The 19680-nt window shown below is 61.5% G+C and carries 20 protein-coding genes; 2 read left to right on the top strand and 18 right to left on the bottom strand.

Annotation, left to right across the window (positions count from 1 at the left end):
• Positions 1 to 3: 3 nt before the first annotated feature.
• The 9 genes from ccmI to ccmA form a co-directional block, all read right to left on the bottom strand.
• The gene (gene ccmI, locus ACOYXI_RS27430) at positions 4 to 1206 is read right to left on the bottom strand and encodes a c-type cytochrome biogenesis protein CcmI (RefSeq protein ID WP_027613932.1); all 1203 of its coding nucleotides are present in this window, start codon (positions 1204 to 1206) and stop codon (positions 4 to 6) included.
• Complete coding sequence (locus ACOYXI_RS27425; protein ID WP_461675513.1) at positions 1203 to 1673, bottom strand: cytochrome c-type biogenesis protein; 471 nt, start codon at positions 1671 to 1673, stop codon at positions 1203 to 1205. Before ACOYXI_RS27425 ends, ccmI begins: the two co-directional genes overlap by 4 nt.
• A complete protein-coding gene (locus ACOYXI_RS27420; RefSeq protein WP_247843145.1) occupies positions 1670 to 2206 on the bottom strand; it encodes a DsbE family thiol:disulfide interchange protein in 537 nt (178 codons plus the stop codon). Before ACOYXI_RS27420 ends, ACOYXI_RS27425 begins: the two co-directional genes overlap by 4 nt.
• Positions 2203 to 4191 carry a heme lyase CcmF/NrfE family subunit gene (locus ACOYXI_RS27415; RefSeq protein ID WP_098967860.1) on the bottom strand — a complete coding sequence of 663 codons (1989 nt, stop codon included), beginning with the start codon at positions 4189 to 4191 and terminating at the stop codon, positions 2203 to 2205. Before ACOYXI_RS27415 ends, ACOYXI_RS27420 begins: the two co-directional genes overlap by 4 nt.
• 3 nt (positions 4192 to 4194) lie before the next feature.
• Positions 4195 to 4650 carry a cytochrome c maturation protein CcmE gene (gene ccmE / locus ACOYXI_RS27410; RefSeq protein ID WP_007961672.1) on the bottom strand — a complete coding sequence of 152 codons (456 nt, stop codon included), beginning with the start codon at positions 4648 to 4650 and terminating at the stop codon, positions 4195 to 4197.
• Positions 4647 to 4823: a heme exporter protein CcmD gene (gene ccmD, locus ACOYXI_RS27405; RefSeq protein WP_003222944.1), complete on the bottom strand. Its 177-nt coding sequence runs from the start codon at positions 4821 to 4823 to the stop codon at positions 4647 to 4649. The genes ccmE and ccmD overlap by 4 nt, the downstream gene beginning before the upstream one ends.
• Positions 4820 to 5575 carry a heme ABC transporter permease gene (locus ACOYXI_RS27400; protein ID WP_003222943.1) on the bottom strand — a complete coding sequence of 252 codons (756 nt, stop codon included), beginning with the start codon at positions 5573 to 5575 and terminating at the stop codon, positions 4820 to 4822. The genes ccmD and ACOYXI_RS27400 overlap by 4 nt, the downstream gene beginning before the upstream one ends.
• A 78-nt stretch (positions 5576 to 5653) precedes the next feature.
• Positions 5654 to 6322, bottom strand: coding sequence for a heme exporter protein CcmB (ccmB, locus tag ACOYXI_RS27395; protein ID WP_003222942.1), 669 nt, complete (start codon positions 6320 to 6322; stop codon positions 5654 to 5656).
• Complete coding sequence (gene ccmA / locus ACOYXI_RS27390; RefSeq protein WP_461675512.1) at positions 6319 to 6954, bottom strand: cytochrome c biogenesis heme-transporting ATPase CcmA; 636 nt, start codon at positions 6952 to 6954, stop codon at positions 6319 to 6321. The genes ccmB and ccmA overlap by 4 nt, the downstream gene beginning before the upstream one ends.
• Before the next feature lie 197 nt (positions 6955 to 7151).
• Here ccmA and fliK point away from each other — a divergent pair, with 197 nt between their 5' ends.
• Together fliK and ACOYXI_RS27380 are read left to right on the top strand one after the other, a co-directional pair.
• On the top strand, positions 7152 to 8732 hold the full coding sequence (gene fliK, locus ACOYXI_RS27385) for a flagellar hook-length control protein FliK (protein WP_461675511.1): 1581 nt from the start codon (positions 7152 to 7154) through the stop codon (positions 8730 to 8732).
• Entirely contained in the window at positions 8729 to 9058 is a 330-nt protein-coding gene (locus tag ACOYXI_RS27380; RefSeq protein ID WP_007961677.1) for an EscU/YscU/HrcU family type III secretion system export apparatus switch protein, read from the top strand. The genes fliK and ACOYXI_RS27380 overlap by 4 nt, the downstream gene beginning before the upstream one ends.
• Positions 9059 to 9103: 45 nt before the next feature.
• Here the strand turns inward: ACOYXI_RS27380 and ACOYXI_RS27375 are convergent, their stop codons facing one another.
• The 9 genes from ACOYXI_RS27375 to ACOYXI_RS27335 all read right to left on the bottom strand — a co-directional run bounded on the left by ACOYXI_RS27375 (position 9104) and on the right by ACOYXI_RS27335 (position 19652).
• On the bottom strand, positions 9104 to 11545 hold the full coding sequence (locus tag ACOYXI_RS27375; RefSeq protein ID WP_461675510.1) for a carbohydrate-binding protein: 2442 nt from the start codon (positions 11543 to 11545) through the stop codon (positions 9104 to 9106).
• A gap of 235 nt (positions 11546 to 11780) precedes the next feature.
• Complete coding sequence (locus tag ACOYXI_RS27370) at positions 11781 to 12173, bottom strand: DUF2802 domain-containing protein (protein ID WP_007961680.1); 393 nt, start codon at positions 12171 to 12173, stop codon at positions 11781 to 11783.
• Positions 12174 to 12659 carry a chemotaxis protein CheW gene (locus ACOYXI_RS27365; RefSeq protein WP_003222936.1) on the bottom strand — a complete coding sequence of 162 codons (486 nt, stop codon included), beginning with the start codon at positions 12657 to 12659 and terminating at the stop codon, positions 12174 to 12176.
• A 90-nt stretch (positions 12660 to 12749) separates the two neighbouring features.
• Entirely contained in the window at positions 12750 to 13712 is a 963-nt protein-coding gene (locus ACOYXI_RS27360; RefSeq protein WP_135295228.1) for a CheW domain-containing protein, read from the bottom strand.
• Positions 13713 to 13714: 2 nt separating this feature from the next.
• On the bottom strand, positions 13715 to 14503 hold the full coding sequence (locus ACOYXI_RS27355; RefSeq protein ID WP_003222933.1) for a ParA family protein: 789 nt from the start codon (positions 14501 to 14503) through the stop codon (positions 13715 to 13717).
• A 43-nt stretch (positions 14504 to 14546) separates the two neighbouring features.
• Complete coding sequence (gene motD, locus ACOYXI_RS27350; RefSeq protein ID WP_003222931.1) at positions 14547 to 15437, bottom strand: flagellar motor protein MotD; 891 nt, start codon at positions 15435 to 15437, stop codon at positions 14547 to 14549.
• Between the two features lie 15 nt (positions 15438 to 15452).
• Positions 15453 to 16193, bottom strand: coding sequence for a flagellar motor protein (locus ACOYXI_RS27345; protein WP_003222929.1), 741 nt, complete (start codon positions 16191 to 16193; stop codon positions 15453 to 15455).
• Positions 16193 to 17329, bottom strand: a complete 1137-nt coding sequence (locus ACOYXI_RS27340) for a protein-glutamate methylesterase/protein-glutamine glutaminase (protein WP_461675509.1) — start codon at positions 17327 to 17329, stop codon at positions 16193 to 16195. The genes ACOYXI_RS27345 and ACOYXI_RS27340 overlap by 1 nt, the downstream gene beginning before the upstream one ends.
• A gap of 49 nt (positions 17330 to 17378) precedes the next feature.
• Positions 17379 to 19652, bottom strand: coding sequence for a chemotaxis protein CheA (locus ACOYXI_RS27335; RefSeq protein WP_461675508.1), 2274 nt, complete (start codon positions 19650 to 19652; stop codon positions 17379 to 17381).
• Between the last annotated feature and the right edge of the window lie 28 nt (positions 19653 to 19680).

Here is a 19680-nt window from a genome sequence, read left to right as displayed (position 1 = left end):
GGGTTATTTGTCCGGGCTGTCGATGGTCAGTGTTTGCGGCGCGGTGGTGCTGCTGGCCAGCGGGCCGCTGCGACCTACCCACTCCCCGGCGGTTGGCTGACCGGCGCGAGAGATGCGTGCAACCAGTTGGACTTCAGGAAAGTTCGACAGTTTCAACTGCGGCATCATGGCGTCGGCATCGCCCAGTTCGACAGTGACCGGCAGATCGGCCACGGTCAGACGCTTGGCCGCCAGCGGTGCCGGTGGGCCGGAAACGGCGCGGGCGAAGATGAACACGCTGTCGCCCGGTTGCACCTTGCCTTTGAGTTCGCTGGCCAGATCGACACGCACCTTGAGCAGTGCGGCAACCTTGGCGGCCGGCGCGGCGGCGACCTTGCCGCCACTGGCTTGCAGACGCTCGGTGGCTCGCTCGATCCCGCCCTGCAAGGCGGCGCGGGAGTTGTCGCCCTCTGGCAACTGCGCCAGCAACCGGTTCCAATAGTCGATTGCCTGCTGATAACGCTCGCCCTCGAACGCGGCGATGCCGAGCAGGCCGAGGCTGGTGACTTCTTTCGGATCGGCTTTCAGCGCTTCATCGGTCAGGGCCTGGATCTTGTCCGACCACTTTTTACCGTCGGCGAAATACTGCGCCTGCGCCCACTGGCCGAGCAGCTCCGGCTGGCGACCGGCCAGGTTGGCGGCGCGTTCGAACATCTTGGCAGCGTCCGCCGGACGATCCTGGGCCATGTAGGTGCGCCCGAGGAAGTACAGGCCTTCCGCCGAATCCGGTTGCGCGGCGACGGCACGCTCCAGACGCCGGGTCATCTCTTCCATCGACTGCGGCGCCTGGGCGAATTCGCGGGTCAGTTCGACTTTATCGGCAGCACCGAAATGCAGGTACAGACCCAGGCCCAACACCGGCACCAGCACCGCTGCCAACAACGGCAACGGCTTGCCCAGTCTCGATACACGCGGTGCGGCAACGCCTTCGGTATCGGCGAGCAGCTCACGCGCAGCTTCCGCGCGACCGCTGTCCATTTGCGCGGCATCGAGTACGCCTTCAGCCTGCTGCGCTTGCAGCTCGGCCACGCGCTCCTGATACAGCGCCACGTTCAGGGCAGTTCGATCCTCTTCACGCTGGGCGCGACGGCCACGCAAAACCGGGATCAGCAGAAAACTCAGGGCGACCAGAAGCAACAGCCCTGCGGCAAGCCAGAAATCAATCATTCTTGGTTTTTATCCAACAGTTGGTCGAGGCGCTGACGCTCTTCGGTGGACAGCGATGGCGGGGTCTCGGTGCGGTGCGCGCGGCGTCGGCGAACGATCACTGCGATCACCACCAGACCACCGAACAACAGACCGGCCGGGCCGAACCACAGCAAGGCTGTCTTGGCATTGAGCGCCGGTTTGTCGCGGACGAAATCACCGTAGCGATCGACCATGAAGTCGATGATCTGCTGATTGTCCTTGCCCTCGCCGAGCATGCGGAAAATCTCTTTGCGCAGGTCGGCGGCAATCGGCGCGTTGGAGTCGGCGATGTCCTGGTTCTGGCACTTGGGGCAGCGCAGTTCCTTGGTCAGTTCACGAAAGCGCTCGCGATCACCTTCCTTGGCGAACTCGTAGGTGTCGATCGCGGCATGCGCCACACCGGCCAGACTCAGGCCCAAGACCACGGCAGCGATAAAGCGCTTCATGGCTTGGCCTCATCGACCAGCGCCTGATACTTGGCTGCGAGTTTTTCGCGCCAGACCTGCTCGTCGATCACCCCGACATACTTGTCGCGAATGATGCCCTTGGCGTCGATGAAGAAGGTTTCCGGCGCGCCGTACACGCCGAGGTTGAGGCCCAGCGAACCTTCGTCGTCACGAATATCCAGCAGGTACGGGTTGTGGAATTCGGCCAGCCACTTCAACGCATCGGCGTTGGTGTCCTTGTAGTTGATGCCGTAGATCACCACACCGCGTTCGGCCAGCTTGTTCAGCACCGGGTGCTCGACCCGGCAGGAAATGCACCAGGTGCCCCAGACGTTGACCAGCGCCGGTTTGCCGAGAATGTCAGCCTTGGTCAGGGTCTTGTCACCCTGCACGTTCGGCAGGCTGAATTCCGGGAAGGGCTTGTTGATCATCGCCGACGGCAGCTCCGCCGGATCGAGGTACAGACCGCGATACAGAAACACCGCCACCAGCAGGAACATCGCCAGGGGTACCAGCATCAACCAACGTCTCATGCAGCCGCTCCTTGCAGGCCGAGGGCTTCACGCACCTTGGCTTTGACCTTGACTCGATAACGCCGATCCAGCGCCGCCAGCAATCCGCCCAGACCGGTCAGCAGACCGCCAAACCAGATCCAGCGCACGAACGGTTTGACGTGAACCCGCACCGCCCACGCGCCGTTTTCCAGCGGCTCGCCCAGTGCAACGTAGAGATCGCGAGTGAAACCGGCGTCGATCCCGGCCTCGGTCATCATCGAACTCTGCACGGTGTACAGGCGTTTTTCCGGGTGCAGCACGCTGACTTCCTTGCCGTCGCGGATCACCCGGATGGTGCCCTTGTCGGAGGTGAAGTTCGGCCCTTCGAAGTGTTTGGCACCTTCGAAGATGAAGTGATAACCGGCCAGATCCATCGACTCGCCCGGCGCCAGACGCAGGTCGCGCTCGGCACTGTTCTGACTCGACAGCACCACACCGAGGGCGCACACGGCGATGCCGAGGTGAGCGATCTGCATGCCCCAGTAGCTGCGGGTCAGGGTTGGCAGGCCTTTGATCAGGCCCTTGTGGCGAGTCTTGTCGAAGATGTCGCGCACACCGGCGAGCAACACCCATGCGGCAAGCAGGAACGTCGCGATCACCGCCCAGTTGAAATCGCCGTAAGCGACACCGGCCACCACGGCCAATGCGACGCTGCCGAGCAGCACCGGGGTCAGCATGTTCGCCAGCCACTTCACCGGGGTGTCCTTCCAGCGCACGACCACGCCGACCGCCATTACCACCATCAGCAACGCCATCAGCGGGATGAACAGCGCGTTGAAGTACGGCGGGCCTACTGACAGCTTGGCGCCGCTGATCGCATCAAGAATCAGCGGATACAGCGTGCCGAGCAGAATCATCGACGCGGCCACCACCAGCACCAGGTTGTTGCCCAGCAACAGGGTTTCCCGCGACCACAGGTTGAAGCCGACCTGGCTCTTGACCACCGGAGCGCGCAACGCAAACAGCGTCAGCGAACCGCCGACCACGAACAGCAGGAAGATCAGAATGAACACGCCGCGCTCAGGGTCCGAGGCAAACGCATGTACCGAAGTCAGCACGCCGGAGCGCACGAGGAACGTACCGAGCAGGCTCAACGAAAATGCGGCAATCGCCAGCAACACCGTCCAGCTCTTGAACACCCCACGTTTTTCCGTGACTGCCAGCGAGTGAATCAGCGCGGTGCCGACCAGCCATGGCATGAACGAGGCGTTTTCCACCGGGTCCCAGAACCACCAGCCGCCCCAGCCGAGTTCGTAGTAAGCCCACCACGAACCGAGGGTGATGCCGATGCCGAGGAAGGCCCAGGCGACAATCGTCCAAGGGCGCGACCAGCGTGCCCACGCGGCGTCGAGACGACCACCGAGCAGTGCAGCGATGGCGAAGGCGAACGCCACCGAGAAGCCGACGTACCCCATGTAGAGCATCGGCGGATGCACAATCAGGCCGATGTCTTGCAGCAGCGGATTGAGGTCACGCCCGTCGGCCGGAATCTGCGGCAGGATCCGCGAGAACGGGTTGGAGGTGAGGATCAGAAACAACAGGAAACCGGTGCTGATCATGCCCATCACCGCCAGTACGCGAGCGAGCATGACTTGCGGCAACTGCCGGGAGAACACCGACACGGCGAAGGTCCAGCCACCGAGGATCAACGCCCACAGCAGCAGCGAGCCTTCGTGGGCGCCCCACACCGCGCTGAACTTGTAGTACCACGGCAAGGCGCTGTTGGAGTTCATCGCCACATAACCGACCGAGAAATCGTCGGTCATGAACGCGTAGGTCAGGCAACCGAAGGCAAACAGCAGGAACGCAAACTGACCCCACGCCGCCGGCTGGGCCAGGCCCATCCACATGCGGTCACCGCGCCAGGCACCGAACAGCGGCACCACGGCCTGCACCAGCGCAAAACACAGCGCCAGAATCATCGCCAGATGGCCGAGTTCGGGAATAAACAGTGCAGAAGTCATCGATCAACCCTCCTTCGCTTGGGTCGGTGCCGATTGACCACTGTCTTTCAGCGCTTTGGTCACTTCCGGCGGCATGTACTTCTCGTCGTGCTTGGCCAGCACTTCATCGGCCACCACCACGCCGTCGGCGTTGAGTTTGCCCAGGGCGACAATGCCCTGCCCTTCGCGGAACAGATCCGGGAGGATCCCGCGGTAGGTGATGGTCACGGCTTTGTTGAAGTCGGTGACAACGAATTTGACGTCCAGCGAGTCCGGCGAACGTTGCAGCGAGCCCTTCTCGACCATGCCGCCGGCGCGGATGCGCGTGTCGTGCGGCGCTTCACCGTTGGCGATCTGGGTCGGCGTGTAAAACAGGTTGATGTTTTCCTGCAGGGCGCTCAGGGCCAGGCCGACGGCAGCGCCGACCCCGACCAGGATCGCCAGAATGAGGGTCAGACGTTTTTTGCGCAGCGGATTCACTTGCCGTTCTCCCGGCGCAGACGACGCGCCTCTTGTTGCAGATAGCGCTTGCGGGCCGCGATCGGTGCGACCACGTTGAGGATCAGCACCGCCAGACAGATACCGTAGGCCGACCACACATACAGGCCATGGTGGCCCATGGCGAGGAAGTCGCCGAATGAAGCAAAACTCATCGCGCGGCCTCCAGACTGTTCTGCACTTCTTCTTTCACCCAACTGGCGCGGGCTTCGCGCTTGAGCACTTCAAGGCGCATGCGCAGCAACAGCACGGCGCCGAAGAAGCAGTAGAACCCCAGCACCGTCAGCAGCAGCGGCAGCCACATTTCAGCGGGCATTGCCGGTTTTTCCGTGAGGGTGAAGGTTGCGCCCTGGTGCAGGGTGTTCCACCACTCCACCGAGTACTTGATGATCGGGATGTTGATCACCCCGACGATCGCCAGCACCGCGCAGGCCTTGGCGGCGCTGTCGCGGTTGCTGATGGCGTTGCCCAGCGCAATCACCCCGAAATACAGGAACAGCAGAATCAGCATCGACGTCAGTCGTGCGTCCCAGACCCACCACGAGCCCCAGGTCGGCTTGCCCCAGATCGCGCCGGTAACCAGCGCCACGGCAGTCATCCACGCGCCGATCGGCGCCGCGCATTGCAGGGCGACGTCGGCCAGTTTCATTTTCCACACCAGCCCGACCACGCCGCATACCGCTAGCATCACGTAGATCGACTGCGCCAGCATCGCCGCAGGCACGTGAATATAGATGATGCGGAAGCTGTTGCCCTGCTGATAATCCGGCGGTGCGAAGGCCAGGCCCCAGACGACGCCAACGCTGATCAGCAGCAACGCGGCAATGCTCAGCCACGGCAGAAACCTGCTGCTGATGCCGTAGAACCACTTGGGCGAGCCGAGCTTGTGAAACCAGGTCCAGTTCATACTGTTTCCATCACGGGTGCCGCTCATCGGTGTGAGCAGTCTCAGGGTCTTTGCTGGTTAAATTTTAACCAGACCTCATTATTCGCCGACGCTGATCTTCAGGCCAGCAGCTATTGCAAAAGGTGTCAGGGTGATCGCCAGGGCGGTCAGGCTACCCAGCCACAGCAGATACCCGGTCGCCGGCATGCCTTGCAAGGCGGCCTGCAAGGCGCCACTGCCAAGGATCAACACCGGGATGTACAACGGCAGAATCAGCAACGCCAGCAACAGGCCGCCGCGTTTCAAACCAACCGTCAGCGCCGCGCCCACCGCACCGAGCAGGCTCAGCACCGGTGTACCCAGCAGCAACGACAACAGCAACACCGGCAGGCAGGCGACCGGCAAACCGAGCATCAACGCCAGCAACGGCGAGAGCAGAACCAGTGCCAGTCCCGAGAACAGCCAGTGTGCCAGCACCTTGGCCAGCACCAGTAGGGGCAGCGGGTGCGGCGAAAGGACCCACTGTTCCAGGGAGCCATCTTCGAAATCACTGCGAAACAGTCCGTCCAGCGAAAGCAGGACCGACAACAACGCGGCCACCCAGACTAACCCCGGGGACAGGTTTTGCAAGACTTGAGTTTCCGGGCCGACGGCCAGCGGGAACAAGGCGATGACGATGGCGAAGAAAATCAGCGGATTGGCCAGTTCCGCCGGGCGACGAAACAGCAAACGGGACTCACGGGCAACCAGCAGGCCGAACACACTCATACTGCCCAGTTCCCCAGATCGATATCGCGATAACCGGCCGGCATCCGGCTCAGTGTGTGGTGCGTGGTCAGAACCACCAGACCGCCGCGCTCGCAGTGCCCGGCCAAGTGTTCTTCAAGCTGCGCCACGCCCTGTTTGTCGAGCGCGGTGAACGGCTCGTCGAGAATCCACAGCGGCGGGCTGTCCAGATACAGCCGCGCCAGCGCCACGCGGCGTTGCTGACCGGCGGACAGGGTGTGGCAGGGAACATCTTCGAATCCGCGCAATCCTACGGCTGCCAGCGCCTGCCAGATCGCGTCGCGCCCGGCCGGCCGATGCAGGGCGCAGAGCCAGGACAGGTTCTCTTCCGGGGTCAGCAGGTCCTTGATCCCGGCGGCGTGGCCAATCCACAACAGGTTGCGCGCCAGTTCGCTCGGTTGTGCAGTCAAGGGCTGGCCGTTGAGCAGCACTTGACCGCTGGTCGGCTGCATCAACCCGGACAACAGACGCAGCAGGCTGGTCTTGCCGCTGCCGTTGGGACCGCTGATCTGCACCATATCGCCACTGGCCAGTCTTAATTCGAGATTTTCGAAGAGCAGCCGCAGGTCTCGCTCACAGGCAAGGGCAACGGTTTGCAGGACAGGACTGGTCAAGGGATCACGGGCCTTATACGGTTCAAGTCGGCTCTGGCGCGGCCGTTAAAGAGATGCAGGATAAATGCAATGACGGTGCGAAGCAGAGAGCTGGATCAAACAATTGCTATGTTTTCTGAACGAAGCGCAAGACGCGCGGCATTATACATGCCGTGCCTTACTCCCAAGAGCGCAATTTCCTCAGGTTGTGTCCGCGTATGACAGGCGAAATGAACATCCTCCCGCTGCCGCCCACCACCCCGGCGAACACGCGTCCGCTGGTGATGAGCGGTGAGTTGCTCAAGCTGTTGACCCCGGTCGAAGGCCTGATCGGCGCCGGGCAAAGCGCCCAGGCCGAGGTGTTGTCACTCAAGCAGGCGGATCAGACCTTTCAACTGCTGCTCAAGGTGACCGTCGACGGCGGTCGGCAGACCACCGTGCAAGCCAGCAGCAACCTGCCGTTGCCGACCGGCACCAACCTGGCCGTCACTCAGCCGTCGGCGGGCAATCTGGCGATCACCGTGCAACAGGCGATTGCCAGCAGCGTCGCCGCCCTCACCCGCATCGACACCGCGCAGTTGCCGGTCGGCACGCTGCTGCAAGGCAAGGTGCTGACCTCGCAGACACTGCCGCAAGTGCCGGGACAGCCGACGGTGTACCGCTCGCTGGTGAGCCTGCTCAACACCGCGCAAAGTGGCGCCACACTGGACATCGACAGCCCGACGCCACTGCGCATCGGCACCCTGCTCTCGGCACTGGTCGAAGACTCGCAAACTCTCAAGTTCGTGCCACTGAGCAGCCGTCAGGAGCAATTGGCGGTGAGCCAGCAACTGCTCGGCCAGCAGACTCGCCAAGGTTCGCTGGACGGTTTGCTCAATGCTCTGCAAAACCTGCCGAGCGACGACGATCAGACCTCGCAGGATCTGCGCGCTGCCGTCACGCGCCTGCTCGCCAACCTGCCCGATGTGCAGCAAATGAGCACCGCCAAAGGCGTGGCCCTGGCCCTGGCCAACAGTGGCGCCTTCCTCGAAGCCAAATTGCTGACCGGACAGAATCCGGCGCTGGCCCCGGACATGAAAGCCGATCTGCTCAAGCTGATCGCGCAACTGTCCCCGGGTGCGCCGGGCAATGCCAGTTTCAACGCGATCATCGCCGCCAACACCCTGGCGCAAGCGCTGCCGAGTTTCGTGCGCAACGCCCTCGGCACTCTCGGTCAGGTCAGCGCCAAACCCATGCCGAGCAGTTTCCCATTGCCTGACCGCCTGCTGCAAAGCCTCGACGGCGAAGGCGATCTGGAACATCTGCTGCGTCTCGCTGCAGCCGCCGTGTCGCGTCTGCAAAGCCATCAGCTGTCGAGCCTGGAACAGACCGGTGTCACCGATGACGGCCGTCTGCTCAGCACCTGGCAGCTGGAAATCCCCATGCGCAACCTGCAGGACATCGTGCCGTTGCAGGTCAAGTTTCAGCGCGAAGAAGCGCCGGAAAGAGAACCGCAACCCAACGAACGCCGTGACGAACGCGAACCCAAACAGCAGCTGTGGCGCGTCGACCTGGCGTTCGACATGGAGCCGTTGGGGCCGATGCAGATTCAGGCGCAGTTGATTGCTGGCAGCCTGTCGAGCCAGCTCTGGGCCGAGCGCCCATACACCGCCGACCTGATCGAAACCAATCTGTTCGCCCTGCGTCAGCGCCTGCTCGATCGCGGCCTGAATGTCGGCGATCTCGATTGCCACCTCGGCACCCCGCCGCAAGGCAATCAAACCCGCCTCGAACACCGCTGGGTCGATGAAACCGCATGAACGATTCCACTGCTCCACGCCAGGCCATCGCCCTCAAATACGACGGCAACCACGCCCCGACCCTCACCGCCAAGGGCGACGAGGAACTGGCCGAAGAAATCCTGCGCATCGCCCGCGACTGTGAAGTGCCGATCTATGAAAACGCCGAGCTGGTGCGGCTGTTGGCGCGAATGGAACTGGGCGACAGCATCCCCGAGGAGCTGTACCGCACGATCGCCGAGATCATCGCGTTCGCGTGGAATCTGAAGGGGAAATTCCCCGAGGGACAGGACCCGGATGCGCCGATGGTCGAGAAGGACGTTACCGAACGCGGGGCTGATTACTAGGCCGCGCCGAATACAGGCTCAAGTGCACGCGTCCTCGCTCGACATTCAATTCAAGCGCGCTCGCCACTGCAGGTTCGCCCATTCAAACCGTGGTGAACGTCCATAATCCTTGATCTCGAGGGGCATACCTTGCTCGGACAGATTCAGTGCCTTGAAGCCGATTTTCCCGATTCGCCAGTAATACTCATGCACAGGATCGTTGACGCGATAGGGAAGCAGGATCTGCCTGCCCGTCCCCAGCCCATAAGGCCGCACGTCAGCCCAATTAAGCACGCTCGTCTCGAAAGCCGGAGACGAAGGCTCTTCGAACTCTCCGCCGCCAAGATTTGCGACTTTCCAGAAATTGATATCACTACCGTCTGATCGAGCGTGCAGCACCCATACATCGGTCAGTTTGGTAATCGGCGAATCCAGCACTGCGGTCTTTGAACGCGCAGAATAGAAGCCGGGCAACTCCAAGGCTTTCTCAAAATCCAGAGAACGGCCGCTGCTCCTGTAGGTGAGCAGCTTCAAGAACTGTGCACTTGAATCAACAGCGAGCACATCATCTTTGCCATCGCTGTCCAGCCTGACGCTGTAGAAGTGGGCCGGCAATGGGTTTTTTCGGGCATCTCCCCAGTGAGCAGGAACGCCCAGACTCGCCCCTTTATTCTCCATCAGCCAGAAATCGGACACTGTGTTATTCAGAGTTTGCACGATCAACACATCTTGCTTGCCGACGCCTCTGAAGTCGCCAGCCAGATATTGCTGAGCTTGCCGGTAGGCATGCCCTTGCGGAACCGAACGCCAGATAACCGGATCAGCAAAATGCCCGCCTTCATTCTTCAATAGCCTGAAAATGGTTTCGTCAGCGTTTCCGGGCGATATCGCCATCAGATCAGCCTTGCCGTCACCTGTGAAATCCGCCAGCAGATAGCGCGTAGTGTCGTAGCAAAGGGCTGTAGCACACCCGGAATCAAAAGAGTCTGGATCAAATGGAAGTCTGTCCTCATACCATTTCTCGGATGCAATCGCGTCTGCGTCCAGCGACGTGACCCAAATATCGACACCTGGACCATCCTGCCGGCGCTGCACTTGTACCGTCCGGTTCGTCCCGTCACCGATGACATCCCCCGTCAGCGCCACTTCCATCGAATCATTGCTGTCGATGTTATCGATGCTGCGCACCCACAACGTAGAACCCGCAAACTCCCTGCAATCCGCTATCAAGCTCGGCTGTACTCCGTCCAGGCATTGCCCCTGCGCTCCGGGAACATAAATTTTCCCGAAATCCCACGGAGTCCAGTGTTGAGAGGGCTCATTGCTTTCACATGCGCGTTCGATCAATTGGCCATTCTGACGCGCTATGCAATGGCCAGAGGCTGTTTCCAGCAGTGCAACTCCCCTGCTCGCGCCGACTGCAAAGTCGGAGGGCACAAACGCCCAGCGCTGGTCAGCGTCTGGCTCACATCCATCCAGTGTCACCTGCTGCCCCAATCCATTGGCAACCAGGCACTGTTGCGTCTGGAAATTGACTAGCGGTCTGAAAGGGATATTGACCAGTGGCCCGGCGGCGTGAGCATGGCTGAGGGTGAAATTGAGTCGCGCCACCCAATTGCCATTCCAGGTGGCTTCACTGTACGCACTGCTGACTGACTCAGCCCCTTCAAAATGAAAGTAACTGGCGACAACATGCCGTTTCGCCTGCACCGCTGCCGGGTCCACGTTAGGAGCGACGGCCGCCGAGGGATAGGTCTCGTGATAAACCACTGGGATATCTGCACTGATCCCGCGCAAGGCCAGGCGCGTCAAACGTGCCGAATAAATATGGTCAGGATGCTCCGTGTACGGGACGGTGTCCGGATTGAGTGCATACACCCGGGTGGCTCCTTCATTGACGATCAGCTCAGTCAAGAGCTGCACAAAAGATGTTCGACTGTAGAGGTTTACCGGACCTGAAGCCGAGTCCAGATAGGGCCAACTCCGAACAGTTTTATCGAGGTCGAGCAAATCGGCCAGCGGCACATCTCCACCACGAACGTCCCCTCCCGGCACACGCAAAAATATGAGCTTCAATCCAGGTCGCTCATTGGCCTTGACGCTCATCACAATGGCTGAATCAGTGAATATCAGGTAAGGCGTCCACCCGATCGCAAAACCCAGCATTTTCTCATAGGCTTTTGTCGATGCGCTTTCGCGCTTCAGTACATAGTCGAAGCCGGCGCCAGAACTGCCACCGTTCATGAAGATACTGGTCACACAGCCGCCGGCAGCCAGAACTTGCGAAATCCGCGGATCAATAAACAGCAGATCGTCGTCCATATGCGCAACGACATTGACCAGGTGGACACCGTGACAATTTTGCCGGTCGGCAATGTTAACTTCTGGAGCGAACCTGCTGACTTGAGCCTGACAAGCCGTCAGGAGCAGCACGACTGCCAGCCACAGGGCGGCAACACCGGGTGACCGGGCTTTTTTCACGCGCTCGATTCTGGCTGGCAAATGCATACCCACTCCACGATTGGCTGGATCGGTGAATTGGCGATCAGAAGCGTCTGCCTGAAAAGCCGACGGGACTATCGCGAGTCACGAGCAGTGTGAGGAGCGATGAGCGAAATTCTCTACTGTCAGAAATAACAGTTCAGACAGACGGCCATGGGCGAATCAGACAACTAAATCGAGCGCAAAAAAAATCGCCGGCATGACCGGCGATTCTTATTTAAATGACATGCCTCTACGCATATCAGCTTCTGTGCAGCTTGCGCATCAACTCCGCCTCAGCCTGGGTCAAGCCGCAGGACTGGGTCAGCTCATCGACGCTCGCGCCCATCCCCACCAGTTTCGCCGCCTGGGCGAACGACAGGCTCGACGGGTCGCGCTGTTCCAGCGCGACTATCTTGTCCGGCAACGGACCGACGACCGAGCGCAGCTCGTGCAGGGCTTCGCCCATGCGCACGTTGCCGTTCTGATAGTCGTCGACACGCTTGGCCAGGTCCTTGATGCGCTGATCACGCAGCGCGTCGCCCTGAGCCTGTTGCGCAGCGATCACCCGCTGCGCCTTGATGTACGCCAGAAACATTGCCAGCGTGCCTGCCCAGAAAAGGAACAGGACAATGACCGCAACCTCGAGAATCAATCAGATGCTCTCCAGTTCCGACCATTCTTCTTCGCTCATCATCTTGTCCAGCTCGACCAGGATCAGCAACTCGTTGTTCTTGTTGCACACGCCCTGGATGAACTTGGCCGACTCTTCGTTGCCGACGTTTGGCGCGGTCTCGATTTCCGACTGACGCAGGTAAACCACTTCAGCCACGCTGTCGACCATGATCCCGACCACTTGCTTGTCGGCTTCGATGATGACGATACGGGTGTTGTCGCTGATCTCGCCGCTGTTCAGGCCGAAGCGCTGACGGGTGTCGATCACGGTGACCACGTTACCGCGCAGGTTGATGATGCCCAGCACGTAGCTTGGCGCACCCGGTACCGGAGCGATTTCGGTGTAACGCAGGACTTCCTGAACGCGCATCACGTTGATGCCGTAGGTTTCGTTGTCCAGCTTGAAGGTCACCCATTGCAGGATCGGATCTTCAGAACCTTTTGCATTCGTCGCCTGACTACTCATACCCTGACCCCTCGAAAAAACCGCACTGGGCGGTGTGTGTTCTGTGTGGAGGCATTGAAAAATGCCTTCGCCTGACTGTTATGTCGGCTGCTATGTCGATTTATGTAGCGGCTTGTGGCCGCCCAAGTGCTTTGCCCCGCCGCTGGCGATCAACTCGGCCAGCGCGGCTACATCAAGTAATGCACACATGTGCTCGATCACCGTGCCGGCAAGCCATGGCCGCTGACCCCGGTGACTTCTCCATTTGATTTCATTCGGGTCCAGGCGCAACGAACGGCTGACCTGATGCACCGCCAGGCCCCATTCGTAACCTTGTACCGAAATCACGTACTGCAGGCCCTGACGGAAGTCATCGCGATAGCGATCCGGCATGACCCAACGCGCCGTGTCCAACACTTTCAGATTGCCGGCCTGGCTCGGCAGAATCCCGAGGAACCATTCCGGCTGCCCGAACAGCGGCGTCAACTCGTGTCCAGCCAGCGAATAGATCGAACCGAGGCACACCAGCGGCACCGCCAGCGTCAGCCCGGCAACATCGAACAACAGGCATTCGAAGGCTTCCGAAGCCCAGGCCGGACGGCCATCGGTTTCCACCGGTGGCGGCGTGTTGCTCGGTGGCAGGTGCACTTCCACCACTGGCGGCACCAGCGTCTGTTCGACGGGTGCCGGTGCCACCGGCGCCGGTTCGGCCACGACCGGTTCCGGCGCGGTTTTCAGCAATTGGGTTTGCAGCAGCGGTGCGAGTGTCGAAACCGGCGCGCGCGGCGGCTCGGCTTCTTCGATCAACGCCACTGGCGCCTTGGCGATCGGTGCGGCGGCAGGCGCGGCAACCGGGGCGGCAGGTTTGGTGGTTTTCTGCGCATCACGCGCCTGCTCTTCCAGTACCGCAGCCTGAAACTCGTCCAGCGCCGCAGCACTTTCGACCACCTCTACCGGCGCCTCGACCGGCACTTCCACGGGCGGCAACTCGTCAGGGATTTCCTGCAGCAAGCTGTCCAGATAGGACTGCAACGCCAACTGCGGACGCGACGTCAGTTTGATCGGCCGATTCATGCTCAAGCCACCTGCGGAACAAGTTGTTGCGCCAGCAGATGCTTGAGCAGCGCGCGGTACGCCAGCACGCCACGACTCTTGCCGTCGAACTGCGAAGGCGTGACCCCGGCCCGGCTGGCGTCGCGCAGACGGGTATCGACCGGGATGTAACCCTGCCAGATCTCTTCCGGGAATTTGTCACGCAGCACGCGCAAGGTGCCCAGCGATGCTTGGGTGCGGCGGTCGAACAGGGTCGGCACGATGCTGAACGGCAGCGCCTGTTTGCGCGAGCGGTTGATCATCGCCAGGGTGTTGACCATGCGCTCCAGACCTTTGACGGCCAGGTGCTCGGTCTGCACCGGGATCACCAGTTGCTGGCTCGCGGCCAGAGCGTTGACCATCAGCACGCCGAGCAACGGCGGGCTGTCGATGATCGCGTAATCGAAGTCCTGCCACAGCTGCGCCAGACTCTTGGCGATCACCAGGCCCAGGCCACTCTGCCCCGGCGACTGGCGCTCGAGGGTGGCGAGTGCGGTACTCGACGGCAACAGGGAAATGCGTTCGTCGCTGGTCGACAGCAGCAACTGCCCGGGCAAGCCTTGCGGCACGCTGCCCTTGTGCAGAAACAGGTCGTAGTTGCTGTGCTCCAGGCTGTCGGGGTCGTAGCCAAAATAGCTGGTCATCGAGCCGTGCGGGTCGAGATCGACCACAACCACGCGCTTGCCCGCCTCCGCCAGCAATCCGGCTAAAGCGATGGAAGATGTGGTTTTACCGACACCACCCTTTTGATTGGCGACTGCCCAGACTCTCATTCGGTTCGTTCCTCCCGGCCGAGATGCTCGACCGAGACATAGCTCAGCGTATTAATGCGGGCGACGGAGAATTGACGGCACTCTCGCGTCCCGGCGTCTTGACCGGGGTCGGTGCAGTTTGTGTGCCAGCGCGCTTCAATGCCGCGTCCGGTTGCGCATTGGCGGTTCCAGTACCGGTCAGACTGCGGCGCACATCGAGGTTGCGCGACACCACCAGCACCACGCGACGGTTTTTCGCCCGGCCTTCGGCGGTGGCGTTGTTGGCCACCGGCTGAAACTCACCGTAACCCACCGAGGCCAGACGCCCGGGGTTGACGCCCTGCATCGCCAGCATCCGCACGATACTCGCCGAACGCGCCGAGGACAGTTCCCAGTTGGTCGGGTACTGCGCGGTGCGGATCGGCTGATCGTCGGTGAAGCCTTCGACGTGGATCGGGTTGTCGAACGGTTTGAGGATCGCCGCGACTTTGTCGATGATGTTGAACGCGATATCACTCGGCATCGCGTCGCCACTGCCGAACAACAGGCTGGAATTGAGTTCGATCTCGACCCACAACTCGTTGCCGCGCACGGTCATCTGGTTGGAAGCGATCAAGTCGCCGAACGCGGCACTGATGTCATCGGCAATGCTTTTCAGCGGGTCGCTGGCCCCGGCGATACCGGCATCGACCTGCTCGCTGTCCTTGACCAGCGGCTTGGCCGGGGTCACGGTTTTCGGCCGTTCCTCACCGATCGGGATCGGCTTGAGCGAGCGGTCGGAGTCAGTGAAAACCCCGATCAGCGCCTCGGAAATGACTTTGTACTTGCCTTCGTTGATCGACGAGATCGAGTACATCACCACGAAGAACGCGAACAGTAGCGTGATGAAATCCGCGTAGGACACGAGCCAGCGCTCGTGATTAACGTGTTCTTCCTGATGCCTGCGGCGAGCCATAGTCCATTACCCCCATCAATCCATGAAGCCCTGAAGCTTCAGCTCGATAGAGCGAGGGTTTTCACCTTCGGCGATCGACAAAATACCTTCCAACAACATTTCGCGATAACGCGACTGCCGCAACGCGATTGACTTGAGCTTGGCCGCCACCGGCAGCAACACCAGGTTGGCACTGGCCACGCCGTAGATGGTCGCGACGAATGCCACGGCAATACCGCTGCCCAATTGGGTCGGATCAGCGAGGTTGCCCATCACATGAATCAGGCCCATCACCGCACCGATGATGCCGATGGTCGGCGCATAGCCGCCCATGCTTTCGAAAACTTTGGCAGCCTCGATGTCGCGGGCTTCCTGGGTGTAGAAATCCACTTCGAGAATGCTGCGGATCGCTTCCGGCTCGGCGCCATCGACCAGCAGTTGCAGGCCCTTGCGCGAGTAGTTGTCCGGCTCGGCATCAGCGACGCCTTCCAGCCCGAGCAGGCCTTCCTTGCGTGCGGTAAGGCTCCAGTTGACCACCCGATCGATGCCGCCGGCCAGATCCACCCGTGGTGGAAACAGGATCCAGGCGAGAATCTGCATGGCGCGCTTGAAGGCGCTCATCGGCGATTGCAACAGCGCGGCACCGATGGTGCCACCGAGCACGATCAGCGCCGCCGGGCCGTTGGCCAGCGCGCCGAGGTGGCCGCCTTCAAGGTAGTTGCCGCCGATGATGGCGACGAACGCCATGATGATCCCGATAAGGCTTAGAACATCCATCAGATACACGCCTCGACGATGTGCTTGCCGATGTCGTCCAGGCCGTAAACCGCGTCAGCCAGATCGGCTTTGACGATGGCCATCGGCATGCCGTAGATCACGCAACTGGCTTCGTCTTGCGCCCATACCGAGCTGCCGCCCTGCTTGAGCAGACGCGCGCCTTCACGGCCGTCGGCGCCCATGCCGGTGAGGACCACCGCCAGAACTTTGTCACCGTAGGACTTGGCTGCGGAACCGAAGGTGATGTCCACGCACGGCTTGTAATTCAGACGCTCGTCGCCCGGCAGGATTTTCACCGCGCCACGGCCGTCGATCATCATCTGCTTGCCACCCGGCGCCAGCAGCGCCAGGCCCGGACGCAGGATGTCGCCATCCTCGGCCTCTTTCACGCTGATGCGGCACAGCTTGTCCAGGCGCTCGGCAAACGCCTTGGTGAACGCCGCCGGCATGTGCTGGATCAGCACGATCGGCGCCGGGAAGTTCGCCGGCAATTGGGTCAGCACCCGTTGCAGGGCAACCGGGCCGCCGGTCGAAGTCCCGATGGCAACCAGTTTGTAGGCTTTGCGTTTCGGTGCCGGCGACGACGCGCTGGCGGCTGGCGCACGCGCAGGTGCTGGAGCCGGCGCCGGACGCGTCGGAGCAGCAGCGCTGTGGCTGCTCAAACTCGAGGCCGCCGGGGCTGGCGCAGGCGTCGGTGCAGCGGCCGGAGCCGGCGCACTGTAGGCACTGAAACGACGATTGCTGCGCGAGATGCTGTGAACCTTCTCGCACAGCAGTTGCTTGACCTTCTCGGGGTTGCGCGAGATGTCTTCGAAATTCTTCGGCAGGAAATCCACCGCACCAGCGTCCAGCGCATCCAGGGTGACCCGGGCGCCTTCGTGCGTCAGCGAGGAGAACATCAACACCGGGGTCGGGCAGCGCTGCATGATGTGCCGCACCGCCGTGATGCCATCCATCATCGGCATCTCGTAGTCCATGGTAATCACGTCCGGCTTGAGGGCCAGGGCCTGATCGATCGCCTCTTTACCGTTGGTGGCCGTACCGACCACCTGGATGCTCGGATCTGCTGAAAGAATTTCCGAGACGCGGCGGCGGAAAAAACCCGAATCGTCCACCACCAGGACTTTGACTGCCATAAACACTCCATTAGGTGCAGCGGGACGTCGTCGCCCCGCTGCCCCGGATTCAAATACGCTTCGTCGCGTAACGCTTGAGCATGCTTGGAACATCAAGGATCAGCGCGATGCGGCCGTCACCGGTGATGGTGGCGCCGGACATGCCCGGAGTGCCCTGCAGCATTTTGCCCAATGGCTTGATGACCACTTCTTCCTGGCCGACCAGTTGATCGACGACGAAGCCGATCCGCTGGGTGCCCACCGAAAGGATCACCACATGGCCTTCGCGCTGCTCTTCGTGAGCGGCGGAGCTGACCAGCCAGCGCTTGAGGTAGAACAATGGCAGCGCCTTGTCCCGCACGATCACCACTTCCTGGCCATCCACCACGTTGGTGGTCGACAGGTCGAGGTGGAAGATTTCGTTGACGTTGACCAACGGGAACGCAAACGCCTGATTGCCGAGCATCACCATCAGGGTCGGCATGATCGCAAGCGTCAGCGGCACCTTGATGACGATCTTCGAGCCCTGGCCCTTGGTCGAGTAGATGTTGATCGAACCGTTGAGCTGGGAAATCTTGGTTTTCACCACGTCCATGCCGACACCGCGGCCGGACACGTCGGAGATCTCGGTCTTGGTCGAGAAACCCGGGGCGAAAATCAGGTTGTAGCACTCGGTATCGCTCAGGCGATCGGCCGCGTCCTTGTCCATCACACCGCGTTTTACCGCGATCGAACGCAGCACGTTCGGGTCCATGCCCTTGCCGTCGTCGGAGATCGACAACAGGATGTGATCGCCTTCCTGCTCGGCGGCCAGTACCACGCGACCGCCACGGGCCTTGCCGGAAGCTTCGCGTTCTTCCGGCGATTCGATGCCGTGGTCGACCGCGTTACGCACCAAGTGGACCAACGGGTCGGCCAGGGCCTCGACAAGGTTTTTGTCGAGGTCGGTTTCTTCACCCACCAGTTCCAGATTGATCTCTTTCTTCAACTGACGCGCGAGGTCGCGAACCAGACGCGGGAAGCGCCCGAAGACCTTCTTGATCGGCTGCATCCGGGTCTTCATCACCGCGGTCTGCAAGTCAGCCGTGACCACGTCGAGGTTCGACACGGCCTTGGACATGGCTTCGTCGCCGCTGTTGAGACCCAGGCGCACCAGACGGTTACGCACCAGCACCAGCTCGCCGACCATGTTCATGATTTCGTCGAGACGCGCGGTATCGACCCGCACGGTGGTCTCGGCTTCGCTCGCCGGTTTTTCCGGCGGCGGAGCAGCGGCAGCACGGGCCGGCGCCGGTGCAGCAGCGGCGGCCGGTTTTGGCGCTTCGGCTTTCGGCTCAGGCTTGGGCGCAGCCTTAGGCACAGCGGCCGGAGCGGCAGCAGCCTTGGCGGCAGGCGCGGCCACAGTCGACGCGGTGCCTGCAGCAGCGGCGCCAACGTCGGTGAACTTGCCTTTGCCGTGCAGCTCGTCGAGCAGCGATTCGAACTCGTGATCGCTGATCAGATCGCTGCCGGCAGCGGCCGCCGCCGGTGCGGCAGGCGCAACCGGTGCCGAGGCGATAGCCGATTCCAGCGCTTCCACGGCAAAGTTGCCCTTGCCGTGCAACTGATCGAGCAGTGCTTCGAATTCGTCGTCGGTGATGTCCGAGCTGTCACCCGCCTCCGGTGCCGCTGGAGCGGCCGCGGTCGGTGCGACGGCGTCTGGCGCGAACTGGCCTTTGCCGTGCAGTTGATCGAGCAACGACTCGAATTCGGCGTCGGTGATTTCATCGCTGGCGGCCGCATCGGCAGCCGGCGCAGGTGCAGCAGCGGCCGGGGCTTCGGCTTCGGCCTTGACGGCGTTCAGCGAATCCAGCAGCTGTTCAAATTCGTTATCGGTGATGTCGCCGGAATCGCCTTCGACGACCAGTTCTTCGATCATCTCGGCCACTGGCGAAGCCGGGGCTTCGTCGGCCGTTTGCGGCTCGGCCAGACGCGCCAGGGCGGCCAGCAGTTCCGGGGTTGCAGCAGTGATCGGTGCACGTTCACGGACTTCGCTGAACATGCTGTTCACCGCGTCCAGTGCTTCAAGCACCACGTCCATCAGTTCTGCATCAACGCGCCGCTCACCCTTGCGCAGGATGTCGAACACGTTTTCGGCGATGTGACAGCACTCCACCAGCTCGTTGAGCTGAAGGAAGCCGGCGCCCCCTTTTACAGTGTGGAAACCGCGAAAAATTGCGTTGAGCAGATCTGCGTCATCCGGGCGGCTTTCCAGCTCGACCAGTTGCTCGGACAGTTGCTCAAGAATCTCGCCGGCCTCAACCAGGAAATCCTGAAGGATCTCTTCATCGGCGCCGAAGCTCATTAATGGGGTGCTCCTACAGGTCTAAAAA

This window comes from Pseudomonas sp. G3-19 (genome assembly GCF_054855875.1).
Note: the sequence above shows the minus strand (reverse complement) of the source record. Positions and strands in the feature narration are given on the sequence as shown.

What these genes read in the sequence shown, in the direction of transcription:
- ACOYXI_RS27335 (WP_461675508.1), bottom strand. Translation starts at nt 19,652, where the DNA reads ATGAGCTTCGGCGCCGATGAAGAGATCCTTCAGGATTTCCTGGTTGAG.
- ccmB (WP_003222942.1), bottom strand. Translation starts at nt 6,322, where the DNA reads ATGAGTGTGTTCGGCCTGCTGGTTGCCCGTGAGTCCCGTTTGCTGTTT.
- ACOYXI_RS27425 (WP_461675513.1), bottom strand. Translation starts at nt 1,673, where the DNA reads ATGAAGCGCTTTATCGCTGCCGTGGTCTTGGGCCTGAGTCTGGCCGGT.
- ACOYXI_RS27365 (WP_003222936.1), bottom strand. Translation starts at nt 12,659, where the DNA reads ATGAGTAGTCAGGCGACGAATGCAAAAGGTTCTGAAGATCCGATCCTG.
- ACOYXI_RS27355 (WP_003222933.1), bottom strand. Translation starts at nt 14,503, where the DNA reads ATGAGAGTCTGGGCAGTCGCCAATCAAAAGGGTGGTGTCGGTAAAACC.
- motD (WP_003222931.1), bottom strand. Translation starts at nt 15,437, where the DNA reads ATGGCTCGCCGCAGGCATCAGGAAGAACACGTTAATCACGAGCGCTGG.
- ACOYXI_RS27415 (WP_098967860.1), bottom strand. Translation starts at nt 4,191, where the DNA reads ATGACTTCTGCACTGTTTATTCCCGAACTCGGCCATCTGGCGATGATT.
- ACOYXI_RS27400 (WP_003222943.1), bottom strand. Translation starts at nt 5,575, where the DNA reads ATGAACTGGACCTGGTTTCACAAGCTCGGCTCGCCCAAGTGGTTCTAC.
- fliK (WP_461675511.1), top strand. Translation starts at nt 7,152, where the DNA reads ATGACAGGCGAAATGAACATCCTCCCGCTGCCGCCCACCACCCCGGCG.
- ACOYXI_RS27360 (WP_135295228.1), bottom strand. Translation starts at nt 13,712, where the DNA reads ATGAATCGGCCGATCAAACTGACGTCGCGTCCGCAGTTGGCGTTGCAG.
- ACOYXI_RS27345 (WP_003222929.1), bottom strand. Translation starts at nt 16,193, where the DNA reads ATGGATGTTCTAAGCCTTATCGGGATCATCATGGCGTTCGTCGCCATC.
- ACOYXI_RS27375 (WP_461675510.1), bottom strand. Translation starts at nt 11,545, where the DNA reads ATGCATTTGCCAGCCAGAATCGAGCGCGTGAAAAAAGCCCGGTCACCC.
- ccmI (WP_027613932.1), bottom strand. Translation starts at nt 1,206, where the DNA reads ATGATTGATTTCTGGCTTGCCGCAGGGCTGTTGCTTCTGGTCGCCCTG.
- ACOYXI_RS27380 (WP_007961677.1), top strand. Translation starts at nt 8,729, where the DNA reads ATGAACGATTCCACTGCTCCACGCCAGGCCATCGCCCTCAAATACGAC.
- ccmD (WP_003222944.1), bottom strand. Translation starts at nt 4,823, where the DNA reads ATGAGTTTTGCTTCATTCGGCGACTTCCTCGCCATGGGCCACCATGGC.
- ACOYXI_RS27340 (WP_461675509.1), bottom strand. Translation starts at nt 17,329, where the DNA reads ATGGCAGTCAAAGTCCTGGTGGTGGACGATTCGGGTTTTTTCCGCCGC.
- ACOYXI_RS27420 (WP_247843145.1), bottom strand. Translation starts at nt 2,206, where the DNA reads ATGAGACGTTGGTTGATGCTGGTACCCCTGGCGATGTTCCTGCTGGTG.